The sequence below is a fragment of the Mitsuokella multacida DSM 20544 genome, assembly GCF_000155955.1.
Classification (GTDB): Bacteria; Bacillota; Negativicutes; order Selenomonadales; family Selenomonadaceae; genus Mitsuokella; species Mitsuokella multacida.
This window is the reverse complement of record NZ_GG697142.2, coordinates 599984-623414: the sequence shown is the minus strand read 5'-3', so window position 1 is coordinate 623414 and position 23431 is coordinate 599984. Positions and strand designations below refer to the sequence as shown.

22 protein-coding genes and 1 pseudogene are annotated in these 23431 nt (G+C 45.8%); 9 read left to right on the top strand and 14 right to left on the bottom strand.

All coding sequences use genetic code 11. The annotated features are described in order from the left end of the window. Positions 1 to 170: 170 nt before the first annotated feature. Positions 171 to 1112: a bacteriophage abortive infection AbiH family protein gene (locus MITSMUL_RS12410; protein ID WP_005842246.1), complete on the bottom strand. Its 942-nt coding sequence runs from the start codon at positions 1110 to 1112 to the stop codon at positions 171 to 173. A gap of 213 nt (positions 1113 to 1325) precedes the next feature. Between MITSMUL_RS12410 and MITSMUL_RS12555 the strand changes: the two are divergent. Next, positions 1326 to 1682 (top strand): annotated as a pseudogene (locus MITSMUL_RS12555) (IS66 family transposase); the annotation flags it as partial. A gap of 150 nt (positions 1683 to 1832) precedes the next feature. Next, positions 1833 to 1979, top strand: a complete 147-nt coding sequence (locus MITSMUL_RS12895; protein WP_169627153.1) for a hypothetical protein — start codon at positions 1833 to 1835, stop codon at positions 1977 to 1979. Positions 1980 to 2030: 51 nt separating this feature from the next. On the opposite strand, the gene MITSMUL_RS09745 is transcribed toward MITSMUL_RS12895, so the two are convergent. The 3 genes from MITSMUL_RS09745 to MITSMUL_RS09735 are packed head-to-tail and all read right to left on the bottom strand — an operon-like array spanning position 2031 to position 5171. Then, positions 2031 to 3005, bottom strand: a complete 975-nt coding sequence (locus MITSMUL_RS09745) for a DUF2971 domain-containing protein (RefSeq protein WP_040636199.1) — start codon at positions 3003 to 3005, stop codon at positions 2031 to 2033. A gap of 17 nt (positions 3006 to 3022) precedes the next feature. Next, the gene (locus MITSMUL_RS09740) at positions 3023 to 4519 is read right to left on the bottom strand and encodes a KAP family P-loop NTPase fold protein (RefSeq protein WP_005842242.1); all 1497 of its coding nucleotides are present in this window, start codon (positions 4517 to 4519) and stop codon (positions 3023 to 3025) included. A gap of 19 nt (positions 4520 to 4538) precedes the next feature. Beyond that, a complete protein-coding gene (locus MITSMUL_RS09735) occupies positions 4539 to 5171 on the bottom strand; it encodes an NAD-dependent epimerase/dehydratase family protein (protein ID WP_050751673.1) in 633 nt (210 codons plus the stop codon). A gap of 222 nt (positions 5172 to 5393) precedes the next feature. Between MITSMUL_RS09735 and tnpA the strand changes: the two genes are divergently transcribed. Beyond that, positions 5394 to 5621, top strand: coding sequence for an IS66 family insertion sequence element accessory protein TnpA (gene tnpA, locus MITSMUL_RS09730; protein ID WP_005842239.1), 228 nt, complete (start codon positions 5394 to 5396; stop codon positions 5619 to 5621). Positions 5622 to 6081: 460 nt separating this feature from the next. Here tnpA and MITSMUL_RS09725 read toward each other — a convergent pair whose 3' ends face one another. From MITSMUL_RS09725 to MITSMUL_RS12385, 6 genes are all read right to left on the bottom strand, one after another. Next, a complete protein-coding gene (locus MITSMUL_RS09725; RefSeq protein ID WP_005842238.1) occupies positions 6082 to 7842 on the bottom strand; it encodes an AIPR family protein in 1761 nt (586 codons plus the stop codon). Positions 7843 to 8008: 166 nt separating this feature from the next. Continuing rightward, positions 8009 to 9205 (bottom strand): Coenzyme F420 hydrogenase/dehydrogenase, beta subunit C-terminal domain, encoded by a 1197-nt coding sequence (locus tag MITSMUL_RS09720; RefSeq protein WP_005842236.1) that lies wholly within the window; start codon positions 9203 to 9205, stop codon positions 8009 to 8011. 4 nt (positions 9206 to 9209) lie between these two features. Beyond that, positions 9210 to 10718: an oligosaccharide flippase family protein gene (locus MITSMUL_RS09715; RefSeq protein WP_005842235.1), complete on the bottom strand. Its 1509-nt coding sequence runs from the start codon at positions 10716 to 10718 to the stop codon at positions 9210 to 9212. A 28-nt stretch (positions 10719 to 10746) separates the two neighbouring features. Further along, positions 10747 to 11883, bottom strand: a complete 1137-nt coding sequence (locus tag MITSMUL_RS09710; RefSeq protein ID WP_005842233.1) for a polysaccharide pyruvyl transferase family protein — start codon at positions 11881 to 11883, stop codon at positions 10747 to 10749. Positions 11884 to 11995: 112 nt separating this feature from the next. Continuing rightward, the gene (gene wzx, locus MITSMUL_RS09705; protein ID WP_005842231.1) at positions 11996 to 13474 is read right to left on the bottom strand and encodes an O-unit flippase-like protein; all 1479 of its coding nucleotides are present in this window, start codon (positions 13472 to 13474) and stop codon (positions 11996 to 11998) included. A 53-nt stretch (positions 13475 to 13527) separates the two neighbouring features. Further along, entirely contained in the window at positions 13528 to 14493 is a 966-nt protein-coding gene (locus tag MITSMUL_RS12385) for a glycosyltransferase family 2 protein (protein ID WP_071599951.1), read from the bottom strand. A gap of 1218 nt (positions 14494 to 15711) precedes the next feature. On the opposite strand from MITSMUL_RS12385, the gene MITSMUL_RS09690 reads away from it, so the two are divergent. The 6 genes from MITSMUL_RS09690 to MITSMUL_RS12380 all read left to right on the top strand — a co-directional run bounded on the left by MITSMUL_RS09690 (position 15712) and on the right by MITSMUL_RS12380 (position 18228). Beyond that, positions 15712 to 16152 (top strand): helix-turn-helix domain-containing protein, encoded by a 441-nt coding sequence (locus tag MITSMUL_RS09690; protein WP_040636193.1) that lies wholly within the window; start codon positions 15712 to 15714, stop codon positions 16150 to 16152. Next, on the top strand, positions 16109 to 16480 hold the full coding sequence (locus tag MITSMUL_RS09685; protein ID WP_005842225.1) for a hypothetical protein: 372 nt from the start codon (positions 16109 to 16111) through the stop codon (positions 16478 to 16480). The genes MITSMUL_RS09690 and MITSMUL_RS09685 overlap by 44 nt, the downstream gene beginning before the upstream one ends. An 86-nt stretch (positions 16481 to 16566) precedes the next feature. Next, on the top strand, positions 16567 to 17205 hold the full coding sequence (locus MITSMUL_RS09680) for an N-acetylmuramoyl-L-alanine amidase family protein (protein ID WP_050751672.1): 639 nt from the start codon (positions 16567 to 16569) through the stop codon (positions 17203 to 17205). 201 nt (positions 17206 to 17406) lie between these two features. After that, positions 17407 to 17631, top strand: a complete 225-nt coding sequence (locus tag MITSMUL_RS09675) for a DUF1659 domain-containing protein (protein ID WP_005842223.1) — start codon at positions 17407 to 17409, stop codon at positions 17629 to 17631. A 110-nt stretch (positions 17632 to 17741) separates the two neighbouring features. Next, positions 17742 to 17954 (top strand): DUF2922 domain-containing protein, encoded by a 213-nt coding sequence (locus MITSMUL_RS09670; protein ID WP_040636190.1) that lies wholly within the window; start codon positions 17742 to 17744, stop codon positions 17952 to 17954. 115 nt (positions 17955 to 18069) lie between these two features. Further along, positions 18070 to 18228, top strand: coding sequence for a YvrJ family protein (locus MITSMUL_RS12380; protein WP_005842221.1), 159 nt, complete (start codon positions 18070 to 18072; stop codon positions 18226 to 18228). Positions 18229 to 18331: 103 nt separating this feature from the next. Here MITSMUL_RS12380 and MITSMUL_RS12170 read toward each other — a convergent pair whose 3' ends face one another. The 4 genes from MITSMUL_RS12170 to MITSMUL_RS09650 all read right to left on the bottom strand — a co-directional run bounded on the left by MITSMUL_RS12170 (position 18332) and on the right by MITSMUL_RS09650 (position 23363). Then, entirely contained in the window at positions 18332 to 19204 is an 873-nt protein-coding gene (locus MITSMUL_RS12170) for a hypothetical protein (protein ID WP_050751671.1), read from the bottom strand. Positions 19205 to 19417: 213 nt separating this feature from the next. Further along, positions 19418 to 19813, bottom strand: a complete 396-nt coding sequence (locus MITSMUL_RS09660; RefSeq protein ID WP_005842219.1) for a hypothetical protein — start codon at positions 19811 to 19813, stop codon at positions 19418 to 19420. Positions 19814 to 20102: 289 nt separating this feature from the next. Continuing rightward, positions 20103 to 22325: an NUDIX hydrolase gene (locus MITSMUL_RS09655; RefSeq protein WP_040636189.1), complete on the bottom strand. Its 2223-nt coding sequence runs from the start codon at positions 22323 to 22325 to the stop codon at positions 20103 to 20105. 93 nt (positions 22326 to 22418) lie between these two features. Then, positions 22419 to 23363 carry an acyltransferase family protein gene (locus tag MITSMUL_RS09650; protein ID WP_272869385.1) on the bottom strand — a complete coding sequence of 315 codons (945 nt, stop codon included), beginning with the start codon at positions 23361 to 23363 and terminating at the stop codon, positions 22419 to 22421. Between the last annotated feature and the right edge of the window lie 68 nt (positions 23364 to 23431).

Genomic DNA, 23431 nt, shown 5'->3' with positions numbered 1-23431 from the left:
TTGTTCTGCCTTCGCCTGATGAATGGCCTGCTCGTTACTCGTCCCATTGTAGGCAACATCGTCTCCTAGTAGCGCAGCAAACGACTCATCCTCAGAAAATAGCATCACCAAGCCCGCACCGGCAGCTCTACTGATAATAACCGTCAGGCAAAAATCATAGACACCATCCTTCAATCATCCGAAGAATGAAACCGCGCAAAAGTCCCTTTGAAATCATTATTCCTTAAAATTTTCTCACATTTCTGATTATCATCTTCATTGTAATCTGAAAAAATCCATTTTACATTGTAAGGATTTCTAAGTCCATCAATGATAATCTTGATATATGGCATATCAATGTCATTATAAGAGAATCCAAAGGAGTAGACTTCTTTGATATCATAAGTCTCCAAAGAAGCAAAATAATCTGCATTCCTTATGATATTCTGTTTGATATTCTTTGACCAAGAATTGTAGGCCGCATCTGCGCTTCTTAAAGTATAGTTAATATCATCGATTGAGGATAGTTCTGTCAATGGGTTCATTTTATCTTCTTCGTATGTGTGAACTCGATCTAAGTGATTCCCATGCCCAACTAAAATATTTTCTCCATCAATTGCGCCATGGATGTGCTTGACATGATTTTCACGATATATTTCTTCAAGTGTTTTCGTATAATTAAAAGTAAGAAATGCAGCTTGATTTTGACGAATAAGCCGCCTGAAGTTTTCGATTGGCTTCGCTTTATCAATATCAACGGTGCGAATCCATCTTTCAAAAATATATGGTAAAGACGCGGCAATATGCTCGATTGTTGATAAAGGTGCAATCGCTTGATATGCGTAGTAATCAGGATCTTTATCTGCGTCATCATATAACTGATCTTCTCTATATTCAGCATTTGATATATCTTGCGAAAAATCAGCCTCTCCTAATTCATTTTCGAAATCTTTCCATAAAAAATCGCCATCATAAAATGGCTCGCCAATATAATGTATCAAGAAATCCAGCAATGTCTTTTCATCATCAGGTGCATCTTCTCTTTTGATGTAGTCAACAAAGTCTTCATATCCCGTTGGTAATCGATGAGCCATGTCAAATCCATTACCGAGAATAAATAATTGTTCTATCATCAAAAACACCCCCCGTAAACTAAAGCAAATAGGTATATATATAGCAGAAAGAAAGCGACTTGCCGAACTCCTTAAGGATGGTCTTGACGACATCGATATTAGGTAAGCGCTAAATAATACAGTGTATATACTCCCCCTCCGCCTTGTGGGATAATGGTCTCACATGAATGCATTAAGGCACGCGCCGAGAAATTTGGTAATATGAGGAAATAAGTCCTGCCGAAGTCCAAGCTCGGCAAGGCCGTCCAGTACTCCCTGAGCCATAAAGAAGCGCTCCAGGCCTTCCTGAAAAGCGGCAACGCCGCGCTCTCGAACAACATCTGCGAGCGCGCCATCCGCAACTTCACCATCGGCCGCAAGAATTGGCTGTTCAGCGACTCCCCGAAAGGAGCCAAGGCCAGCGCCGCCGTCTACAGTATCATCGAGACTGCCAAGGCCAACGGCCTGAACCCGTTCCAGTACCTCAAGTACCTCTTCGAGCACCTGCCGAACGCCGACATCCAGCGGCATCCAGAGCACCTCGACGACATCCTGCCATGGAACGATACCATCCAGCAAAACTGCAAATGAACCATCCAAGCTCCACTGCTTACGCAGCGGAGCTTTTTTGATATGCATCTTAGCGACGATGAAAAGGTAAGCTATCAAAGCAGTCGATTGATACACCAGGTGATTTAGCGCTTACGAACAAAGAGAAGCTCCACACGGAGCCTCCCGCTCTTGCGTGCAACACTAACCAACGGGTTCATCCGGCCTGCCAAGCACGCCATCCGCAACTCAATCCCACTCGCCAACGTCTCCTCCACGATGTACTGGAGTGTCGGCTTGTCGACAATCGACAACATCTCCTTCGGCGTTACAAGATGAATGAACATAATCAAGGTTAGAGAAGATGCGATCTCAGATGAGCGTGTGTATTCATACAAGCAATGGTACGTCGGAAGTAGTTACTGAAATCGAACTCAATCCTTCCTTTTTCAAAAGTGCTTCTATTGCCTTTCGAGTGAGATCCGAATGGTTATTAGGGCCAATCATGATTGAATCTAACAATTTATCTAATGCGTACATGTCTGGGGAAAAATGTACTTTATATATTTCCTCTAAAGAACCATGTATTTCTTCTACATCATTTGTAACGACTCCGTCAGCATGATTCAATTGTTCCGAAATAAAAGGATTATAAATCAGTCGCCATTCTCTTTCCTCCACAAAAGATGGATGTTTTAATAAGATAATAGCAAACAGTATCATTCGTATCATCAAAGCAAAAAAATTATTTTTATATACCACTCCTTGTTCTATATATTTTTTAACATCTTTTTCGCAGCCACAAAGAAAATTTATTTCCTTTGTAACAACTTCTGTTATTTTATCCTGTTCCCAATATTCTACAGGACTAAAATATAATACACCCTGCGGCAGTTTTAGAATACCCGGCTTAAATAATAAGGCAACACCAGAGGAATTACCATATGCACGCCACATGGATAAACGCCCATATTTCTCTTCGTGGTCATCAGGTTGCATGTGGTGTTCAGATAAACAAGCGATATATGTTATATACTGGTCGATATATCCTCGCTCCGATATGATGTTAGTAATTTTATCAACATACCGAGTATCTCCATCAAATACATGCATCAAAAACATCCTGAATCTATCAGCATTTCCATTTGTAGCTAAGGCTTTTTCCAGCCCTATAACCCCGTATTTGATTTCCATGCTATCGTTCATACGTGATGTATTCCTAAGCCATATCTCTTTATTCTTTATGATCTTCATCAACGTAGATTCAGTTGTATAATGTGCCAAATAAGCACCTCTATGAAAAAGATCTTCCTTTCTTTTATTTTCCCGCTCAAACAGTTTTGATAAAAATTCTTCTTCATTCATGATTTCACCTTTAATAATTAATCTACTAAAATTTTCATAACATTGTAAAAATTTTTCATCTTATTTAAAAAATCACTATAATCACTTGTAGGAGATACTGTCTTAGAATCTTTATCATCACAGAATCTTATTTCTATGTATCTATTATTAGTGGCAGTTGTCCAGACCGCCATCAACAGAAATTCATCTGTCATATGCGGAGGAACAATAACCCATACATTCTGTCCAACAGATACTTTATTTTCATTCTTTGCAAATTGTTTTGCTTCGTCAGTTAATTCCTTAAAGAACTTTATCACATTATTCTTTTTACTTATGATGTTTCGTTTCCCTTTTACATTATAGTTCAAAAGCATAATTTCAGCAAGATTATCCTGGCTCATACTGACGACTCCGTCTAATATCTTGCCTCTATTTCGCCACTCATTCATAGCTAATAGCATTAATTCAGCTGATAAGTATACCTGAGGTAATAAACAATCTTCAACTGTAAACACTTTATCATGGATAATTCGCCGTTTCTCCCACAATTTCTCTTGAGTACGGATATCAAGCCCTTGGAAAAGATATTTTTCAACCATCTCTGTCCAATTTATTTTACACATTTCTGATTCTTTAAATGGCAGAAATAGGCTCATATCCTTTTTATATTTTTTCGCCATATTATCCTTCGAAAGTTCGCCTGCGTCTAAAACAAGAGAAAAATCGATAAATTTCTTCAGATAGTACTTTACATCGTCGCCATATATGCGTTGTATCGTGCGTTCTAACTGTTTGCGGTTGACAGCATATACTACAATACTCTTGGATAATCCATAAGAATCTAATCCATACTTTTCTTCATCTGGATATAAAGAAACAAGGTCAATCAGATGATGAATACGTTCTAGGACTTTTATCTGGTAAGTTGGTAAGCAACGATCTAACTCATCAATTAAAAAGACAATTTTCTTCTCTTTTGCAATTTTTTCTAGCAATATTTGTAATTGCCGTAAATAAATTCGAAGAGAGAAATGAACATCGTATGAATGTGCTTTTTCTATCTCCTTCTCTTCTTTTTTATTGACTTCATTAATAACTTTTTTCGTCTGATTTATTCCTGTACCAACCACTTCCGCCCCAACTGGTCCAGCAAACAGGGCCCCTACTACCCTTCCAATAAATGGTGCGTTTTCTGCTAAAAGAACGCTTGCATATTTCTTAGCTTTTTTAACAAGTTGATTGATGCATGAATCATCTACATCAATTTGATCTGTAATGCTGGCCAGCAATGCTACTAACGGTTCTTCATAATAGTCATATGCCCAACAATCATATCGAAAAACATAATATTCATTTTTAGGCAGTTTATTAAAAATAGCATTTAGAACAAAAGTCTTTCCGACTCCCCATTGTCCCTCAATGGCAAAGGAGCATCCATTCTTACGGGTAGATTCACTATTGATAATTGATAACACTGTATCGATATATTTATCGCGATTTAAAATATCTATTGTAGAATCTCCATCAATCATAGATACTCCTCCTAATATATTATCCGTTTTCCTTCAAATAGCGCAATACCTGTGAAAATCCATGACGAACATCATATTCGCCAGTCCAGCCCAATGAGCGGAGTTTGGCTGATGATGGACAAATGTCACAATTGGCTTTATTCTCCATATAGACATCATCTTTAGGTCGTTGCTTTCGCACTACTTTCAGGTGCTTTTTGGAATCCAGCGTGACAAGAGTGTCCGCAAGTTCACCAATGCTCAAGAATTCATGCTCATTGCTCATATTATATGCTTGGCCATTTTCACCCTTGAGCAAGATCAGCAAGAATGCAGCAACGGCGTCGGCAATATAGCAGAACGTTCGCTTGGCGCTGCCATCACTCAACATAACGATATCCTGCTGGTTCATCAGACATTTCATAAAGGATGCAAATACACGCTGATCATGGTCAACATCCATCGTCGGAGCATAGGTGTGGGTAATGCGTACACTTCGGGTGGGCACATAATACTCTCGTGCAAAGGATGCACACCAATTCTCACCCATCCGTTTGCTCTCACCATAACAGCTATGCTCATCCAATACATCCATGAGGCCAATCTGCTCCTCCGAGAAGTTGCCAACATCTTGTGGCATTTCCCCATATACATCCCCAGTACTGAAGAACAAGAGTAAACGCTAAATAATCTGGTGTATTCTCTCTCCTCCTTTGCTGTGAGATAATGGACTCACGCGAAAACGCGAAATGTGCCACTCGAATGACTCAAATAACTCGAAACGTCGGAAACATGTAGGATGCGCAACTCGAATGACTCGAAAGACGCGAAATGCCGGGAGAATTCGGGATTTTGAGCAGGGTGCACGAATCACATCAGGAAGTGAGGGAGCCTATTGAAATCGGTCAATCAAGTCAAGCAGCAAGAATCTCTAAAGAAATGGTTCGAGATCATCAAAGATCAACGTGCCAGCGGTCTTTCTGCGCTGGCTTACTGCAAGCACGAGGGGATTGCCAACATCATCTTCTACTACCGGCAGAACCTGATTCAGAAATTGCTCATCCAACAGCATGAGCAGCAGGAGAAGGCAAACGCTTTGCCTTCCGCCAAATTGGCTTCTTAAAAACCGATTGTCAATGCTAAAAAAGCAGATGTGTAGTTTGCTCCGTTGCCATCAGCAACTTCAACAAAAGTTCCGAGTTCCTTAGAGCTTCGCTGTGGCCCTGTCCAGCTCACAATCTCGCCGTCCAAACGGGGCCACAAGGTCCACCCTGATTGGGAATGGCCTTTAATCGAGCACAGCCCTGACGTCCATGGGCAAAGAGAGGATCCGCACGGAGCATTCTGCTCTCACATACAACGCTGGTCAACTGGGATCATCCAGACTGCCGAACACGCCATTCGAAACTTCACCATCGGCCACAAGAACTGGCTGTTCAGCGACGCCCCGAAAGGAGCCAAGGCCAGCGCTACCGTCTACAGCATCATCAAGACCGCCAGAGCCAATGACCGGATGATTTAATGCTTAGCTTGACAAGCCACCAACACATTATATTTAATTCAATAATTCGCACAAAACAGCGTTATCTCCTTCTAAGATCTCTTGTATCCACATTATCCCTAAAATCCTTTACTTGCATAGAGACTGCCTCCGAAAATGCTGATATTATATCTCTTATTTTTGTACCTGCACATTCCGCTTCTTTGATACTACGCAAGCCACCATTTTCGATCACAGGGAGCAATTCCTTCGATCCCATCTTTAACGTCATCACGACTACTGGTTTCCATAAACTCACCAGTCGTTCAAAATTATCATTCTTTTTAAATGACAATTTCCATGAATCAAGGTTCCTATCATTGCCAAGGATGCATTCAATTGAAATACCAATAACTTTAATGAGTAGCATTCTCGCTCCTCTTTTTTTCAAATAATTAAAGTTGTTATTATCTACAGGTGTTCTATCATCTCCTTTTTCTAATAAGAATTTTTTGTAATCTGATATAGCTCTTGTCAAGGAATACAAAAAAATAATATGTTCAGCATGAAGGTTATCTGTAAAGACAGATACATACCTTTTATCATCAGACCATAGGCTTTTTTTCTCATTGTATGCTATGACACAATCACCATGAAAAGCCTCGACTACTTGCGCAACCATATATGGTTCAAAAACATCTTTTTTTCTTGTTTTCCGATCAGTTCTGCGTCCGCCGCTATAATAATAGCCAGGATATTCTTCAAACTCTTTCCGCAAACGTTTTTGTTGCTTATCATTACTTCTTAAATCAGATGACAGAACCTCAGTCTGTTTATTATTATTATTAATAATATCATCTATAACATCACTATCGTGACATACAATAAAACGTATTGGAATTAAAAATTCTTTTTTGGAGTTTGACTGTGCAATTGCTCCAGTGGTTTGCGCTCCATTTATTATAGTTATTCCCTTTACATAAAGTTTATTCCCGGATTTTATGTCATAATCATTCACTAGAGCCGTAACGCCATTATTAAACGCCCAAAAGTTTTCAGGTTGACTATTAACTGTTTCTATCATGCCTAAATTGATTTTATTTTTTCTTTTTCCAGCTCCTAAAAATTCTCTTAAATTCCCTGAAAAAAGTTTTTCTGGCTTATATTTTTTCAATAGCGAAGCAAGCCATGTTCCTTTTACAGCAGTCACATAGGAATTCCATTTTTCGCTTTGAATCTCAAATCCCTTATCTATAGAATCCACTTCTATATGATCGTTTATACTTATTCTTTTATCAGATTCCTCATACCATTCTTCAATAGTTTCATTGCCTATTTCTTGGGCAATAACTTTTACCGTATTGCTTTCTCCGGCACAATCATTTACTAATAGTTGCGCACTCTTTTGAACTGTTTCTAACTCTTGTGCAATCATTGTATTAGCAGATTCATTACAGTTGTGCACATACCAGAATAATACCTGATTGATATTTCCTTCTTTTATTCCCTCTCTTAATTCATTAGCTCTATCTGCTATAGCGGATGGGATTTCTGTCGTAGATTGTGCAAACAGCCAAGCAGCAGCTGTATTCAAATCAGATGCCTTATTTGCAGGCGCTGCCACATCTTTGTTTGCTTTCTTTTTCATATACGCTTGCCCTACAACCGCAATTCCCAAATCCTTATCAATATATATTAAATCACATTTTTTGTCATCACTCCCATCCGTAAGTGAATCTACAGCCACATCAAATATATCATCAATACCAAATCTCAATTCTAATGCATAAAGCATCAATGCATTAGAATTAAAGTTTTCCTTTAATGCTTCACGACGATTAAAGTCATCATAATAATCAAACATTTAGCATTCCTCTTTTTTTATTTTAGATTCGAAAACAGCTTCATGAAAATAATTGATATAACGTTGTATACATTGAAAAAAGCGACCCAGCAGAGTCGCTTTTCGACTTTCATAATTTAATTTTAACACTTATAATTCTAAAAGTCAATGATGCAATGTGTATACGTTATTGCTTTCCCTTTATCATATGGACCAACGCAACGGTTCCTGGTATCTTGCGGATAAATTGTTTGGCCTGTGCCTTTAAGGACGGTTTTGTGTAAGCATAAAGCAGTTTCATGAAATCCTTTTCATCGCGCTGTACGTCTTGGAAGAACGCAGTTCTCTTCGGCGATGGTGTTGATGATGTTATCATGGACGGATTGTGTAGGATTGCCCGTTCAAAATCCTGTTCCATGATCTTGGCATGGTCTTTGACTTGGTTGAACAGATTACGTCCCTTAGTGCTCTGGATGAAGATCAAGGAGGTTCCCTTCCCGTCGTACATGCTCGGCGATTCTTCTTGTACGCCCCAAAAATCGGCCAAGGTGATATCGCTGGGACGGTTCTTCTTGCAGAAGTGACAGCTATGGCACGATGGGCGAAGATACAGGTTCTGCAAAAAGCCTTGTAAGTAGAGATCTGTATTCAGGTCGGCAGCGAGGTATTTGTTAGCATTTCCGTAGGAAATTGCTAACAAAAACCTTTCCCAGGAAAGGTTTTTGTTGCGAAAAGAAATCCTTCGGATTTCTTTTTTATTCGCACGAAGTGCGAGATATTTTCGCCAAATTTTCGGTGATGGAACACCATGACAGATGAAGTCAACTAAGATGAGATTTTCATCATTTTTCCCTACGAAGCGGCGCAGCGCTGCACATTGGCACGGCGTTCCGGCAAAGAGGACCTTGCGACCTGCTCTGAGATGCTCTGTAACCTGCTGAAAGGACGTTTCAACACGGCTCTGCAGATACTTTGAGACGCGCAAGCGATCCAGCTCTGCAACCGTCTCCACTGACTGGTGGCAGACTTCCCAATCTGCATCAAAGCCAGCGCCAAAGACGATGCCACCTTCCTTCAAGATCTGCTCAGCAAAAAGTTGGAACATACCACCGGAAGAGCTGTCCTTGCGGATTGCCTCATCCTTATTGATAGCTGCATAGGTCGGCGGAGTCTGATCCTGCTCCTTAACAATCGGATTCAAGACAGGGCAATTTCGCTCACACTTGCCACAGTTGCGGCAACGATCTGCATCAACGCGAGGATAGCGGAACCCTTCTGCATCTTCTTCCATCGTGATGGCATCGAACGGGCAGGAATTATAGCAGGCATAGCAGCCGCAGCAGTCCGCACGATTTGCCGCAATCATCTTCTCAATCGCAATCATATCATTATCGCCTCAACTTCCGCAAAATCTTCCGTACCAACTCTTTTTCCGATTCGTTCATGCCCACAAAGTACATGATGATGGTATAAAGCACGGTATCCATCACGACGAGCTCAAAAAAGTGCAGCCAGGATACCGACAATGCCATATATTCCTGCAACGAAAATGCTATTACAGCCAACAGCAATAATCCTTTGCTCATCGAGAATATGTTCCGCCAGAAGCGCCAGATATCCAGATGGATCCGCTTGGCGTAATAGCGGTTCATGATATAGCCCGTACTGATGAACAGCGACGAAGCCGTTGCTACAGCGCAGCCAAGGCCGCCAAAGTGAACAGCCAGGGGAAAGCTCGCCGCTAGTGCGATCATAGCACAGATGGTATAGGCCGTCATGCGATAGCGGTTGAGGTTCATCGCCTGCAAGATGGCGATACCAACGTTCTGCACGAGCGGGATGAGCATCGCCGCCATCAGCAGGAGAACGATGGGATACGCCTCTAGATAAGATGGCCCTGCCCAGAGCGCGATGAACTCACGCCCCACCAAGGCGAACATGATGAAGAGGTAGCCCACAACCAGATACTGCAAGCGGCCAATCCGGATCATCAGGTCGGTCAATTCCTTCGCGGTAGCGTTTTTTGTGACCATCATCGTCACCTTCGGAAGCATGACACCGCTGATGGCATTAGAAAAATTCATATCCATCATCATGAACTGCATGGCAATCGCATAGATAGCGACTTCCACCGTACCAGAAACGATACCTAAGACGAATTGCCCTGTCCCCCAATACACCTTGTCCATGACGGCGTTCAAGAAGATAAAGAAAGAATATGCCGCAATCTCGCGCAAAAAGACCGACTCATACTTCCCACGCGCGAATTTCACATGGAGATAATGCACGCAATAGAACCAGTTCGCAAACAGACAAGCAAAATTCAGGATTGTTGATACGACGACCATCATGACTGAGCCATAGCCCCAATACAGGAATGGTAGGACAAGCAACGGGTTCAGCAGGACGCGCAGGATATTCGTGACGCGCAGGAAGATGAACTTCTCATACGCCTGCAGGATAGAAGCAAAGATGCTCAGCGGGAATGATAAAGCAAAATTGAAGATGAGCAGGATCATCATGATTCTGGCCCGCTGCATCTCGCCGCTCGTCAGCGTCGCACCGAACAAGGCATCGATGTTCGCATACAGGATGGCTCCAATCACAAAGGTTATGACACCGATGACGGAGTACACTTGCAGGAAGAGGCCATTGAGCTCTGCCTCTTTCTGCACCGTCCCGTCCACACGGTTCTTAGCCGTATAGCGCACAATCGTATTGCCCAGGCCCATGTCCAGGACACTCAGATAGCCGACCACTGAGCCGATCAGCGAATACAGGCCGTATTCAGACTGCCCCAAGAGGCGCAGCATGATTGGTGTATAGAGAAGGCCGACCACGACTGTCGCCACGATGTTGACATAGGAAAGGATAGCTCCCCAACGTCTCTGATTCATATATTCCTTACAACCTCTTCTCTAAGCATCAACCATTCAAACCGAGCACACGGCGCAGATACTCATCCGAGCGAGCCCGTTCCCTCACTAGTACCGGCTCACACCGTTCCCAAGCCGGCGGCTGCAGGGGATTCTCAATGCGATAGCCCTTCAACTCATTCGTGCGACGCTCTTGGAAGCCGAAATAGCCAAGCAGGGTATCGAGGCGCGAGCCCATCTTCTCAAGGGCATCATCTTTACCTGCTCCTAAGCGATCACAGACCACAAACGGCGTTTGAAACAGGATGGAGAATACACTGCCATGGAAGGAATCCGTATAGACGAGGCTGGCGTGGTCGATTGCCCAGAGGAATTCATCGACGCCCGTCACATAGTGCTCATAGATATCCTCATCCAGTAGATTGACCACCTCGAGGCCCAGCTCCTTGGCAATCGCATCGATCTGAGCCGGACGCCTGCCGAGGAAGTACGTCAGCAGGTACTCTCCCCCATGATACCAAGTCGGCCGCCTGCTAACGCTGCGCCATTCATCGGCAGTGAGCAAGAGCGTCGGATCCACATGGACTTCTGCTTTTCGCCCGGTCAGCTGCTCAATCAAATCCGCTCCTGCCTGCTCTCGCACCGACAGCGTCTTCATACTCTTGAGCCCCTGCACAAAAAAATCATGCTCTTCAGCAGGAATCTCTGTAGTTGAAATACTTGCCGCATAGGATAAACGCTTTTCTTCCGGTGCGAAGCCCAGGAAGAACTGATGATAATTGCCGAAATGTGGATTCCACACCTGATCACTTCCGACAACACAATAATCATATTGCTTTATCTGATGGGATAATTCAGCAAGAGCAACACGATGATATGAGATATATCGATCCGAGAAGTCGCGTATTTTTGTCTGTCTTGCCATCTCACGACCGATATGACCATTCGTTATCTCAGTGCGGAAATTTCGCCAATCAATCAGCCACTTAATGTACATTTTCCAAGTCCATTTCCACCACATTTCAGGCAAAAATGTCTCAGGCTTTGTCCATATTGTATCGACATAGTCTACATAGCGTAAAAGAGCCTGTTGAAGTGCATAACTTTGCAAGACATTGCCATAATTAAAATGTCCATCCAGCGTGAATTTAGCGATACGAATTCCTCTAGTAACAGATTCCCTCATTTACATTCTCCCTCTAAAAATCATTTTCGGATTCATAGACTGAATATGAGAAAATCCGTTCAAGATTTATCCCTACTATTCAGCAAGAATCATTCTCGGATAGCCGACTCAACTATACCGGTGAATAACTCTTACCATTATAGCAAAAATGTCCCCCCCCCCACAAGACAGATGCAATCTTCTTCCACTTCCTGCTAACCATTTCGAGCAAAATCTTTGAGCCGGCCTTCATCAGGCCCAGTTCAGTCGTCCTCAGATAGTGGTTGACGACCTGGTTCCACTTCCAGTTGTTATAGAGAGACTGGACCATGAGTGGGATCAGGACAATGCCCCAAAGACCGAGACTGAAGTACGCCAGGCCGATATAGGTGCAGATGAGTGTCAGGATGCCGAAGAAGATAAAGCTAAAGGTGTACGGAAGCCGGTTCATCGTCGAGATGAAGCAAGCCGAGTTGCGATGGCGTGTCATGAGGTAGATGGAGCACGCCATCACGAGAAATACGGGACGATCAATCGTGAAATCATGGCGCAGCCATTTCACGATGGGAATGCCGATGGTCGCAAAGATGGTTATCCCTGCAATACTCAGGTAAAGGCCACAAGCCATTGACTTCGCATAGAGCGTCCGCATCAGGTCGCGATTGCGCGAGACGTAGGCCGATTGGATGGCCGGGATATACGCTCCGAACATGCCACAAGATATGCCGATAATCGCATTGATGACCTGCATCGAGAAGGAGTAAATGCCCGTCTCATAGAGCGTGAGAAAGTTACTGCTGAGCAGGACGGTTGCCTGCCCCGTCAAATAGAACGTCACCGTCACCAAACCATCGCGCCAGGCATTGGGCCACATCATCGCCAGTATGTGCTTCTTGGAGTACATGGTCTGATGGCGATATTTCTGCAACAATTCATCAAAACGATGTACGCGCAACAAATAGTGCTTACAGAGCGAACGCATGACAAAACCACTGGCAAAATAAGCGACGCCAAGGCTCAGGATGCCGAAGCCAGACACAAGGCCGATGATTCCCGTCGTCAGGAATACACCTTTCGCGATGATATTGGCTTTATTCTTGCGGAATACATCGCCGATGCCCGTCAGGACAATCGAATAATAGCCAATGTAGAGATTGATGAACGTCGAGACGATGTAGAGCCCCCATGTCGCATAGATCTGCCAGGAAAGGTACTCTGTAGCAATCCGCTGGATGTAGACCGTCCCCAGCGTGGCCATAACGAGCGTAGCCGCCAGAGCGATGCCGAAATACAGCCGTCGACAAGTGGCCAACATACCGCAAACTAGAGAATAATTTGGCTCGCTCTTCGCAGACGAGAACGAGACACCGTGCTTCTTCAGGTCAGCAGCACCGCTCCAGGCATACGTCATACAGTGGCTCAGCGTCGGCGTAAAGCCGCTGTCCATGAGTTCCACCAGTCCGCCAATGCTAATAAAGACATACCACAAACCTAAGATATCTGGCGGCATGTAATGCACTAAAACAGGTAACCATATAACCTGTGAACCCAAAGAGAAAAATACACCTAAATAATTCCAAATTATATCTTTTTTCTTAGTAGTTATTTGCATAAAACGTCCCTATATTTACTAACAAGAAAACTCTTAGTACAAACATATAATATTCAACTTCTAATTTTACGAAGGATACTTCTCATCCCTTCTTTAAACGTTTCCCACGAGATGAAAAATCTATACCATTTTCTCTTTATGAAATATATTTTTATTTTTTCTTTATATGTATCACCTTCATAGTCATCCCATAGATATTGCGAAAAATTCATATTTTTAGCGCCCATAAAATAATAACGAACTATTATAAAATATATTTGCATCAACAAAATTTTGCCAGCATTTTGAACACCATGACGTTTGCAAAAATCTTTTTTTAAACGCAAGTTGACAAGTTCATCAGAAAAAGTTTGCTTTTCCTTCATTGATGAGAGTGAATTCTCATTCCCTCTCGTATATAAATAAATTGGCAAGTCAATATAGCTGTACTGATGTATATAATCATAATATTGATAATTGAAAACCTGATCCTCAGCAGTACGCATATTAATTGGAAATAAAATATGATTTTCTTTTATAACATTTGTTCGATACAGCTTTCCCCACGGAGTAAAAAGCAGAAAATTCAGGTTATAATAATCATCATAGATATTTCCAGTTCGTGATGGGATATTAAATCCAGAAGGGTAGTGAACATTTTCCAAAGTAATTATTTCATAATTACCAACCACAAAATCATATTTTCCATTAAGACTAGCATCAAGTAATGATTTTAAGTAATCTGGATGTATTCTATCATCTGCATCTACAAAGGTAATATACTCACCTTTTGCTTGTTCAATTCCAAAATTTCTAGATGCACCAGGCCCTTGATTCTCATTATGATACACACGAAAGCGACTGTCTTTTTCCCTATATGAATCACATATTTCCCCAGAGTTATCTTTACTGCCGTCATCTACCACAACAACTTCAAAGTACGGATAAGATTGTGCTTCTATAGAGTCCAAGCACCGCTTTAAAAGATTTTCCTTATTGTATACCGGAATAATAACAGTTACTTTTATTTCGTTTTTCAATTTTTACTCCTAATATTAATTAATTTCTTCCACACAGCCCAGTGCATTCTTGACCACATCATCTATATCGTAATACTTATACTCTGCAAGCCGGCCATCGAAGATGATATGTGCTCTTGCTTGACCAAGGCTGCGCACTGCTTGAGCGGCTCTAGTTGCGCTCGTTGTTGACGTGGTAATAAGCTTCTTCGCCGATAGACATTGCCGCTCACATGCTCGCGGCGCTCCATCACAAAAACCGACTTTCTCAATCGCTTCGCCTCATGAGCAAAGACAGCATCAAACCAGACGCTATCGACAATCAGATACTTATACATGAAAAGATTCTCTATCTCTTCTTTGTTAAGCCCCCATCCCTCCCCAATTCCTCACCATGTACTACATGCATGAGGAGCTAGATTATATAACTTCGAATCAAATAAGATTTGAATTGGTTAAAACAAACCAATACGCCCTCATTATAGCGCAAACGGCAAGATTCAGCAACAAAAAGGGTGGCAATCAGCGATTCTCTCAAGTCGAGCAACTTCCTTCATATATAGCCTGTGCATAACTCTGTTGATAACATGTGTATAACTTCGGAATACTTGTGGATAAAATTAATCACTGCCCCGCTCTATGTGTCAGTCTGCGCCCGCACTGTACTCAGTTTTGTGTGTTCTGTGACCTTGTGGATAGCCGCTTTCCGTTGGCGCTGCTGGCTTCGCGGGCTCTCTAAGACGTAGCTCTAGCGAAGCGAAAGAAAAAATTAACGTAGAGGCGCCCCCTTCTCTGTGTCGGCTGTGCGTCTGAGGTCTGACGAGGCGGTGCATCTAGGTTGCAGATTCTGGCTTGTTGTTGGAACTTATTCTCATTTAGACTCATTTTACACTCGTTTTCATCTACTTTTTCGAAGTATCAAAAAATTTTCTTTTGAGCGCAAAAAGCTAGTACTTTCAAGGGTTGACACTCATTTGACACGTCGTGTCCTCGGTTCGCAGGCATTTTTACGCTTGACACGGAGCAGCCCGGTACCGTATACTAAGCTTGTCAGCAGCGATGCGACGCACACTCTTTTGCACGACCAACAAACAAGACGGAATTCGGGCTTGCTTGTCTCGCACGGCAGATCAGCAGTCCGACGATCCTCTCGGTCTGTGATGCCTTGGAGATGAGCAGGCCCGTTTTGCTGTTGACGGCCGTATTATGCAAGATGTTTTGATGAAAGGGGTGTTTTCTATGGCCAAGGAAGCGATGACGGGCTTCATCACGGAGTTCCGCTACTTCCACCAGATGATGCCGGTCCGGCCGCTGTCGGCGAGCGCACAGGCACTCTGGCAGTATCTCTTCTACCGCGCGAACGCAGCGTACTGGCAATTTCCCTTGCATTTGCAGCTCAACGAGCTGGCCGGGGCCCTGCGGCTCTCGCGCTCGTCGGTGCAGCGCGCCCGCGCGGAGCTCGCAGAGCAGGGGTATCTGCTCTACGAGCAGGAGCCGGGCAGCCGCTCGGTCAAGTACTATCTCATCAGCAATGTGCGCCCGCACATGCTCATGACGCCAGAGGAAATGCTCGCTGGCTCGAAATCGTATCAGGCTTTCAATGTAGCAGAGACGCAGGTCCGAGAGGAGGATACTCATGTTTGCAACGAATCATGCACAAGGGCTGTATCGGGGAATTGAGAAGTACGGCGGCGGGTCGATCCGCGAGCTGACGCTGCGCCGCGAGGCCGGCGGGATCTCGCACGGGACGTTCGTCGCGGCGCGCCAGGAGCTCTGCGAACTCGGGCTCATCGCCATCGAGCGCATCGCGCGCAAGCCGCATTACGAGCTCATCAATCCGGTACTGGCCGAGGTCATCCTCGCCAGGTCGAAGGCCATCTACGAGGCCGGGCCAGAAGCCGTCTGGAGCGCCAAGCAGGCGGCGAAGAAGTCAAGGCTGGCGAGGGAATCTGCAAAATCAGATAATAGCACGGACAAATCTGGCAATCCGTCTGAATCTGCCTCATAGCTTCTATTATAATAGGAAGGAAAGTGGATGGAATGAGCAAGTCCATCCTCATTCCTCAAACCACCTCTATACGAAAGGAGCATCCCATGCGAATCTTTATCAATCCGGGCCATGCGCTCGGTAGCCGGCCGGATCCCGGTGCGGTCAATCTCGAACACGATATCACGGAAGCCGAGGTCAATGCGCGCATCGCGCGGAACTGCTGCATCGCGCTCGAGCGCTACGGCCACTCGACGAAGACGGTGCAGAGCCACAACCTGCGCGGCGAGGCGCCCGCCTACCCAAATGTCACGGCGCTCGCCAACAACTGGCCCGCCGATGTCTTCCTCTCGATCCATGCCAATGCCGGCGGCGGCCGCGGCTGCGAGACGTACGCGTTCAGCGAGTGCTCGTGGGGCCATGGCCTCGCGACCATCGTGCAGAAGTCGGTGCACCGGGCCGTCAGCCGCCTCGACAAGAGCTTCCCCGACCGCGGCGTCAAGGTCAATCCCGACTTCACCGTGCTGAGGCGCACCGCCATGCCCGCCATCCTCGTCGAGACCGCCTTCCTCGACAACGATGAGGATATCCGGCTGCTGCTCGACTATCCTGCCGTCTTCGGCCAGGCCATCGCGAGTGGCGTCGACCAGTTCCTCCGGGCACATATCACGCCCGAAGGGGAGCTGATCTACGAAGAGGATGAGCCCGCTCCGATGCTCTGGCGATATGTACCGGCGCATATATAATAGGAAGCTTTTGTCCAGGATGTGTCAACTCAAGTGTCAAAATCTTCTCTAAAAAATCTCTTGCTTTTGACATGTCAATCCCGTACAATAAAATCAAGGCAAGGGAATAACACCTAAGCCAACAGACAGCCCGCCGGCCTCGCGGCTGTCTCTGAGGCCACCTCTATCCCACTCATTTCTGCCATTGAAAGGAGAATCATCATGGCTACGCAGCGCACGAACATCACAACGTCCCTCAAGATCAAGGTGGAGAACGGCACGACGAATACGGGTACGGTCAAGTACGCGACGCGCACGTTCAGCTCCATCAACCCGGAGATCAGCGACGAGGACCTGCTCGCCGTCGGCCAGGGCCTCGGCGCCCTGCAGTCGCACGATGTCGGCGACATCCAGCGCCTTGAGAACGCGACGATGATCACGGGCTAAGCCGCCCAAGCAGCTCCGCTAAGCTGCTGAACCTGAACTGCCGGGATGGCGCAGGCATCTCCCCGCCCGCGCTGTCTCTCCCTCATTGCTAGAACGAAAGGAGTCTCACCATGAAACGCACGCTTGAAATCGAATTCCTGCTCGATAACGCCAAGACGAAGACCATCTCCCTGCTCGACCCGAAGGATGACATCTCGGATGCCGCCGTCAAGGCCTGGGCCGATAACGTCGTCGCCAAGAAAGCTTTCCTCGTAGGCGGCGCCTTCCCCGTCGCCTACAAGGGCGCGAACGTCCGCACCGTCGAAGTCGAGGAACTCGCCTAAGCCCGGACTAAGCCCAGTCGGCCGATGCGTCATCCCTCCGCGCATCGGCTGCCTCTTACCAGCCATCCCTTCCGCCTTCACTCCCCCCAACAAGTAAAGTGACAAGGTGATCCCCATGGAACAGAATCTCCTCACCGCAATCTCCAGCGTCGGCTTCCCCATCGTCGTGACGCTCTACCTGCTGACCAGCTTCCAAAGGTCCATGGACCGCTTCACCGACCAGCTCAGCGAGCTCGTCAAAGAGCTCCAACATCAGCGCCATATGGTCCACTAACACAACGTCGAGATTGCCCCACCAATCAAAAAACCGCCCTGCAGCACATCACTTGCAGGGCGGTTTTTGAGACTAATTAAAGCAAAGGCATCAACAAAGGAAATCAGTCAGATGAACAATTCTGATGATAAAAATCAGCTAAATTTCGATGATACTTAGTCAAAAGAGATGGATTTTCTCGAACAAACTTCTTGATGATTTCACGCGGTGCTCCATATTTTTCTCTCAAATCAGCATCCAATCCCTTTATCGTCGGGCGAATCGCTCTGCCATCCAGATAGGTAGTCTGCTGTGCTTGCAAGGTATGCAGTATCATGTGACGAAGAAAGTGTACTGTATCGCAAAGAATACGAGTTCGTAACCACCGTTTCGGTACAAGTAGCACCTGTTGTCCGTCAAAGACTAGTTGCGGCTGCTGGCAGACCTGCCAACGATGCGCTGTGATATCCCAGTAATACTCTGGCTTTTGAGAATAACCGAAGTATTGTTCATCGACGCCCCACATCTGAGCTTGTTCATATGTGTAGCGGCTCAACCGATCAAACAAAATATTGGTCAAAGCATCGGATAAACAATCAGCGCCGTAACCATAAAAGAAAAGCGGCAGATCCAAAGGGTGAGAGACCTCGATACCATTATCAAAAAGAGCATCGAGCTGTGAAAATACCTCCAACATCCCCTCTGGTGTCTTAGCCTTACCATTCCGACCATTTCCGTATCCAAGTTTAGTCGCATTTATTTCATGCAAATGAGACAGTAACTCGATTTTTTCAGGATTTGATGCCTTCTGCTGATATGCTAAGAATATGCACTGAAAGCAATCCTGAACATCAGCCCATGCAGCTCTACTCAATTCATCGCTTGCAGTAAAAATACATCCCGGTTCGATAAACCGAGGGGTATCCTCCTCTAAGTTAATGTCATAAAAATCAAACATATCTGGAGAAGCATGGAATAAATCAGATAAATGCATCATATTTAAGTCCCTCCCTATAGAATCTTTTGGAACCAAAAGAAAAAACCATTTGACATTACTCCTTTCAATCAGTAAAAAGATTGCCAAATAGCTATAGAGATGGTACAATATAGGTGTATATGGTATGTGTTGTACCAGCTCTATGGTATTCAGCATGTATTCAGGAACAGGGCAGAAGCGATAGCGGCAACTATCTATCTGCTCTGTTTCTTTTTATTTTCTACTACGCTTAGAAGACTTTTTCGCAGTTGTCAAATCAAAGACCATGACATTATTCTCCTCGTAGTAAGTGCCATTAATCCTGTAGATATAATGATCGATATCCCAGTCCATCTGTCTCGCTAATGAGTATTGCAAATCCTTAGAATTAAATCGTGCGCCTTTAGCAGCATCACGACCAGGCTTCATAAAAGAGATTGCTTTCGTATCATCCTTGTCGCTCGGTTGTATGGCTAATTGCTTTGTTTCATAATTAAAAAGCAGGCATACCTTCTCTGGGCACCCCAGCTTGATGACGGCATTTTGGTTAAAGGCCGTCGCATGGTCCGTGATTGACATAAACGGTTCGCCTGCGATAATCTCGAGTTTTTTAAACCCTGATAAGTCCATTTCGCTCCCCTCCTTTATGTTTCTAACATAAGCATACCATCCTCTCACGAAATTGTCAACTCAAATTATTTATCAATCTTGTTCGTATTTGTCAATCTTGTTCGTATATAAACATCTACATTCTTCTCCCGATTTGTTTGTATTTACATTCCCGTCATGTTGATTACACTGACTTCTTATGCGCATATACGAACAAAAATGTAAATACAAAACAGTAAAGACATTTTGCAAGAAAAACCGCTCTGCAACACATCAGCTGCAGAGCGGCTCAATACCAAATGGACACTCCCTATACTTCATCCAGATTACCAGTAGTTTTGAGCCGCCACAGTTCCAGCGCCCCTATCGTATAGCCGTCGGAGACTGTGCCGTCCTCAATCATGCTTTCCAATTCCTCTGGACTTACCTCACGGACCTCCAATATGCCTTCATGGCCGATATTGGCTTGATAATCGTCCAGCTCTGCGAGGAAGACTTCAATCCGGCGTGAAGTCAGTCCACTATCCGGCTCCAGGAAGCCAAGGGACTGCGTTTTCTGCGCGAGGGTCGCATGTAGCTCCTCCGCCAGCTCTCGCCGGATATTCTCGACTGGAGTCGCGCCTGGCTCCGCATATCCCCTAGGGAAGCAGTACTGCTCAGCCCGCAATGCATGGCGGTACTGTTTCAGCAGGATGAACTTTCCCGCTTTCCAGGCGACGATGACGACACCATTCCCCGCCGTCGGCAGGACCCGTTCAAAAGCGTAATACGTGCCATCCGGTCGGGCAATCGGATCGACGAGGAAGGTATTGTAGCGGCTCTGATAAATCATACCATACTTTTGATGGTAGATCTCCATCGAGCGAACCAGCTCACGCATGACTACCCTGTCGTCCGTATCCGCTACAGGGACCTCAGCCGATGGAGCGAATAAATCTGCATGTCTGTTTCGATACGCCTGATAATCGCGCAGTTCCCTCGGCTTGACAAAATCAATCGGCGCTCCCTGACTGCGCGCCTCAACAACATCCGTTTCTTGAGCTGCTACAGACACAGCCCTCGGCATCCAAAGTGCATGCCAGCCATCTCGCAGCAACGTATACATGCTGCCCAGCGCCTTGGATAATGGCACAAACAGCGAACAACGCGCCGACAAGGCATGCGAAATCCACTCCGTAAACAGCAGGAAACAGATTGTCTCCACAATAGAAAAGACAGCCGCCCCCACGTTCATGAAGTGATCCAGCAGCAGCTTCATGTCCTGGAAGGCGAACTTCACACCGCAAGCCACCAGCAGGCAGATAAGTGAGAATAAGAGCTTTTGCCCGATGCTGGAAAAGATGGCCTGTCGGTGCACACGCTGCTGCTCCGCCTCCGCATATTCATAGCGCGGCACCGTCTCCGATTCCTCATGCGGCTGGCGGCTTGTATAATCTGCCACGCGAACAGCTTCCGAGAAATCCGGAAGCTGTTTTTTCTTGTCAAACGAGATGAACCGGTTCGTCTCCGTGCGCAGGAAACGCTTCTCAACCTGGTCCCCATCCGCCCAGAGGTCCTGCAAGCGCCTCGTGAAATCAGCGGCAAAAGTCGGCTTGGGCGAATCCAGCGCACGCAGCTCTTCGACATTGTAGTGCTTCGAGGTATTGCAGATGCTGATCTCGCAAACGTAATTGTAACAGAGGTCGACCACTGCCTCTGCCAGTGGATACGCCTGACGCAGCGTCTCCGTGAGATCATCCGCCGCCACCGCATGAAACTGCCGATACAAATCACGGTAATAGCGCGAGCGGCCATTCTGCCCCGTCTGAAAAGCAGGCAGCTCCTGTAAGATAGAGCGCACCTCTCCCCAATACGGGATAGGCAGCGATAACTGCAAGATGCACTGCATGAGGTGATGGAAACGGAACGGAGCGAGCTCACTCGCCTTGCGCGGAGCGATGTAGACATGATGGAGCATGCTCAGGCGCAAGATAATGGACAGGAAACTGTAGAGATTCTCCAAGATCTTGCGGTGTGCCGCGATATTCTCACCTGAGCCTCCCGATACGATCCGCTTCACATGGCCCGTCTCATCCTGCTCAACCTCGAGGAAGAGATCCTCCACTTCCGCATCCGAGCGGCGCCCACCATCCAGATACTCAAGGATCTCCGACAAGTCCGAGTACATGAGACTGCGCTGTACCAGTGCAATCAACCGCTTCTGCGTGAACATGAGCGGCAGTGCCGAATAGATGAATCTCTTATTCGCATCGACCGTACTGAGGATATACTGCGCCACCGTGCGGATATCGCCGAACTGCGAGATGCAGATACAGCCCTGCTCGAACAGCTTCAGGATATTGCGATAATACGCCTCATCCGTCATCAAGCTGAAAAACGCCCGTGAATCCACGAGCTGATTATAGGTGAGCACCACGACATTGCCCTTGCGGACAATCTCATCGTAAATCGCATGCTGGCCAGCAATGATCTCTTCGTCCGAATCGCGTACTGAATCCAATTCGAAGAGATAGACATATTTCTGCTGCATCATCGTTCCCACCATTCCAATCTAAAAAAATCCGACGGATTTAGAATCTAAGCACAACGGCTCCTAGACAATCAACCTCCATGGTGGAAGAGGCCCTTACTTCCGCACTCCTAAAATCAAGAACCTCAGCCAGCTATTTTTACGAATCAAATGCTCACTGAGCCAAACGGAAAGGACAATTGCCAGTACTGTGCAAAGAACAAAGCTGAGCGTATAGAGATGCAACTTGTTCCACAAGACGACGCGGAAGGGGATCTTGATGATGTCGCTGAGGATGTAGATATCCATCGACAAGATGCCCCAATGCTCCAATAGGTTGCTGAGGAACGAGAGGGCTGACTCTTGGCGGCTCAGGACGAGAGAGAGCCACAGGACCAACACCGTGCCACTTGTAGCGGTCAAGAGGAAGCAGGCATGCTCTTTCAGCCCCAACAGGCCATAGAGGCCAATCAGGAATACTGCCACAGTCGCCAGGATGTGCCGGGCAGTCAGATGAAGAACAAAGTCCTTATGCTCCCGCCGCATGTAGATGCCTAGGAGAAAGAAAAACAGGAAATTCGTGATAATGCCCCAGGGATTCCAGATCAGCAAAGCCACAGCTGCCACGAGTCCCAGCAACGAAATGCGGAAGGCAAACAAAGCTGCTATGACGGTAATCACAAATAGCGCATAGAGGAACCAGAGCTCGCCGTCTGGGTTGACGCCGATGACAATCTGCCAAATCGTGCTGATGTCGTACGGCTTGTTGGCGAAGTTCGACAGCAGCATCTTGAACGGCGCATAGCAAAGACCGACAAAGACATACGGCACGAGCAAACGTGAGACGCGCTTGCGCACTAAGTCCAGCGGCTTTTGCGCTCGGTCCAGCATCTTCTGGCGTGATACCATAAATCCTGCCAAAAAGAAGAACAGCGGCATATGGAAGGAATAGATCACGTCATGCAGCCAGCGATACGCCGGTATCGATATCCCGTTTGCACTTGCCGCATCGGGGATACAATGTCCCACAACCACCAAAAAGATGCCAATGCCCTTGGCAATGTCAATATACGTTAAACGATTTACTTGTCCCCCCCCTAGGAGACAAAATTTCCTGTTCGTTCTGCATC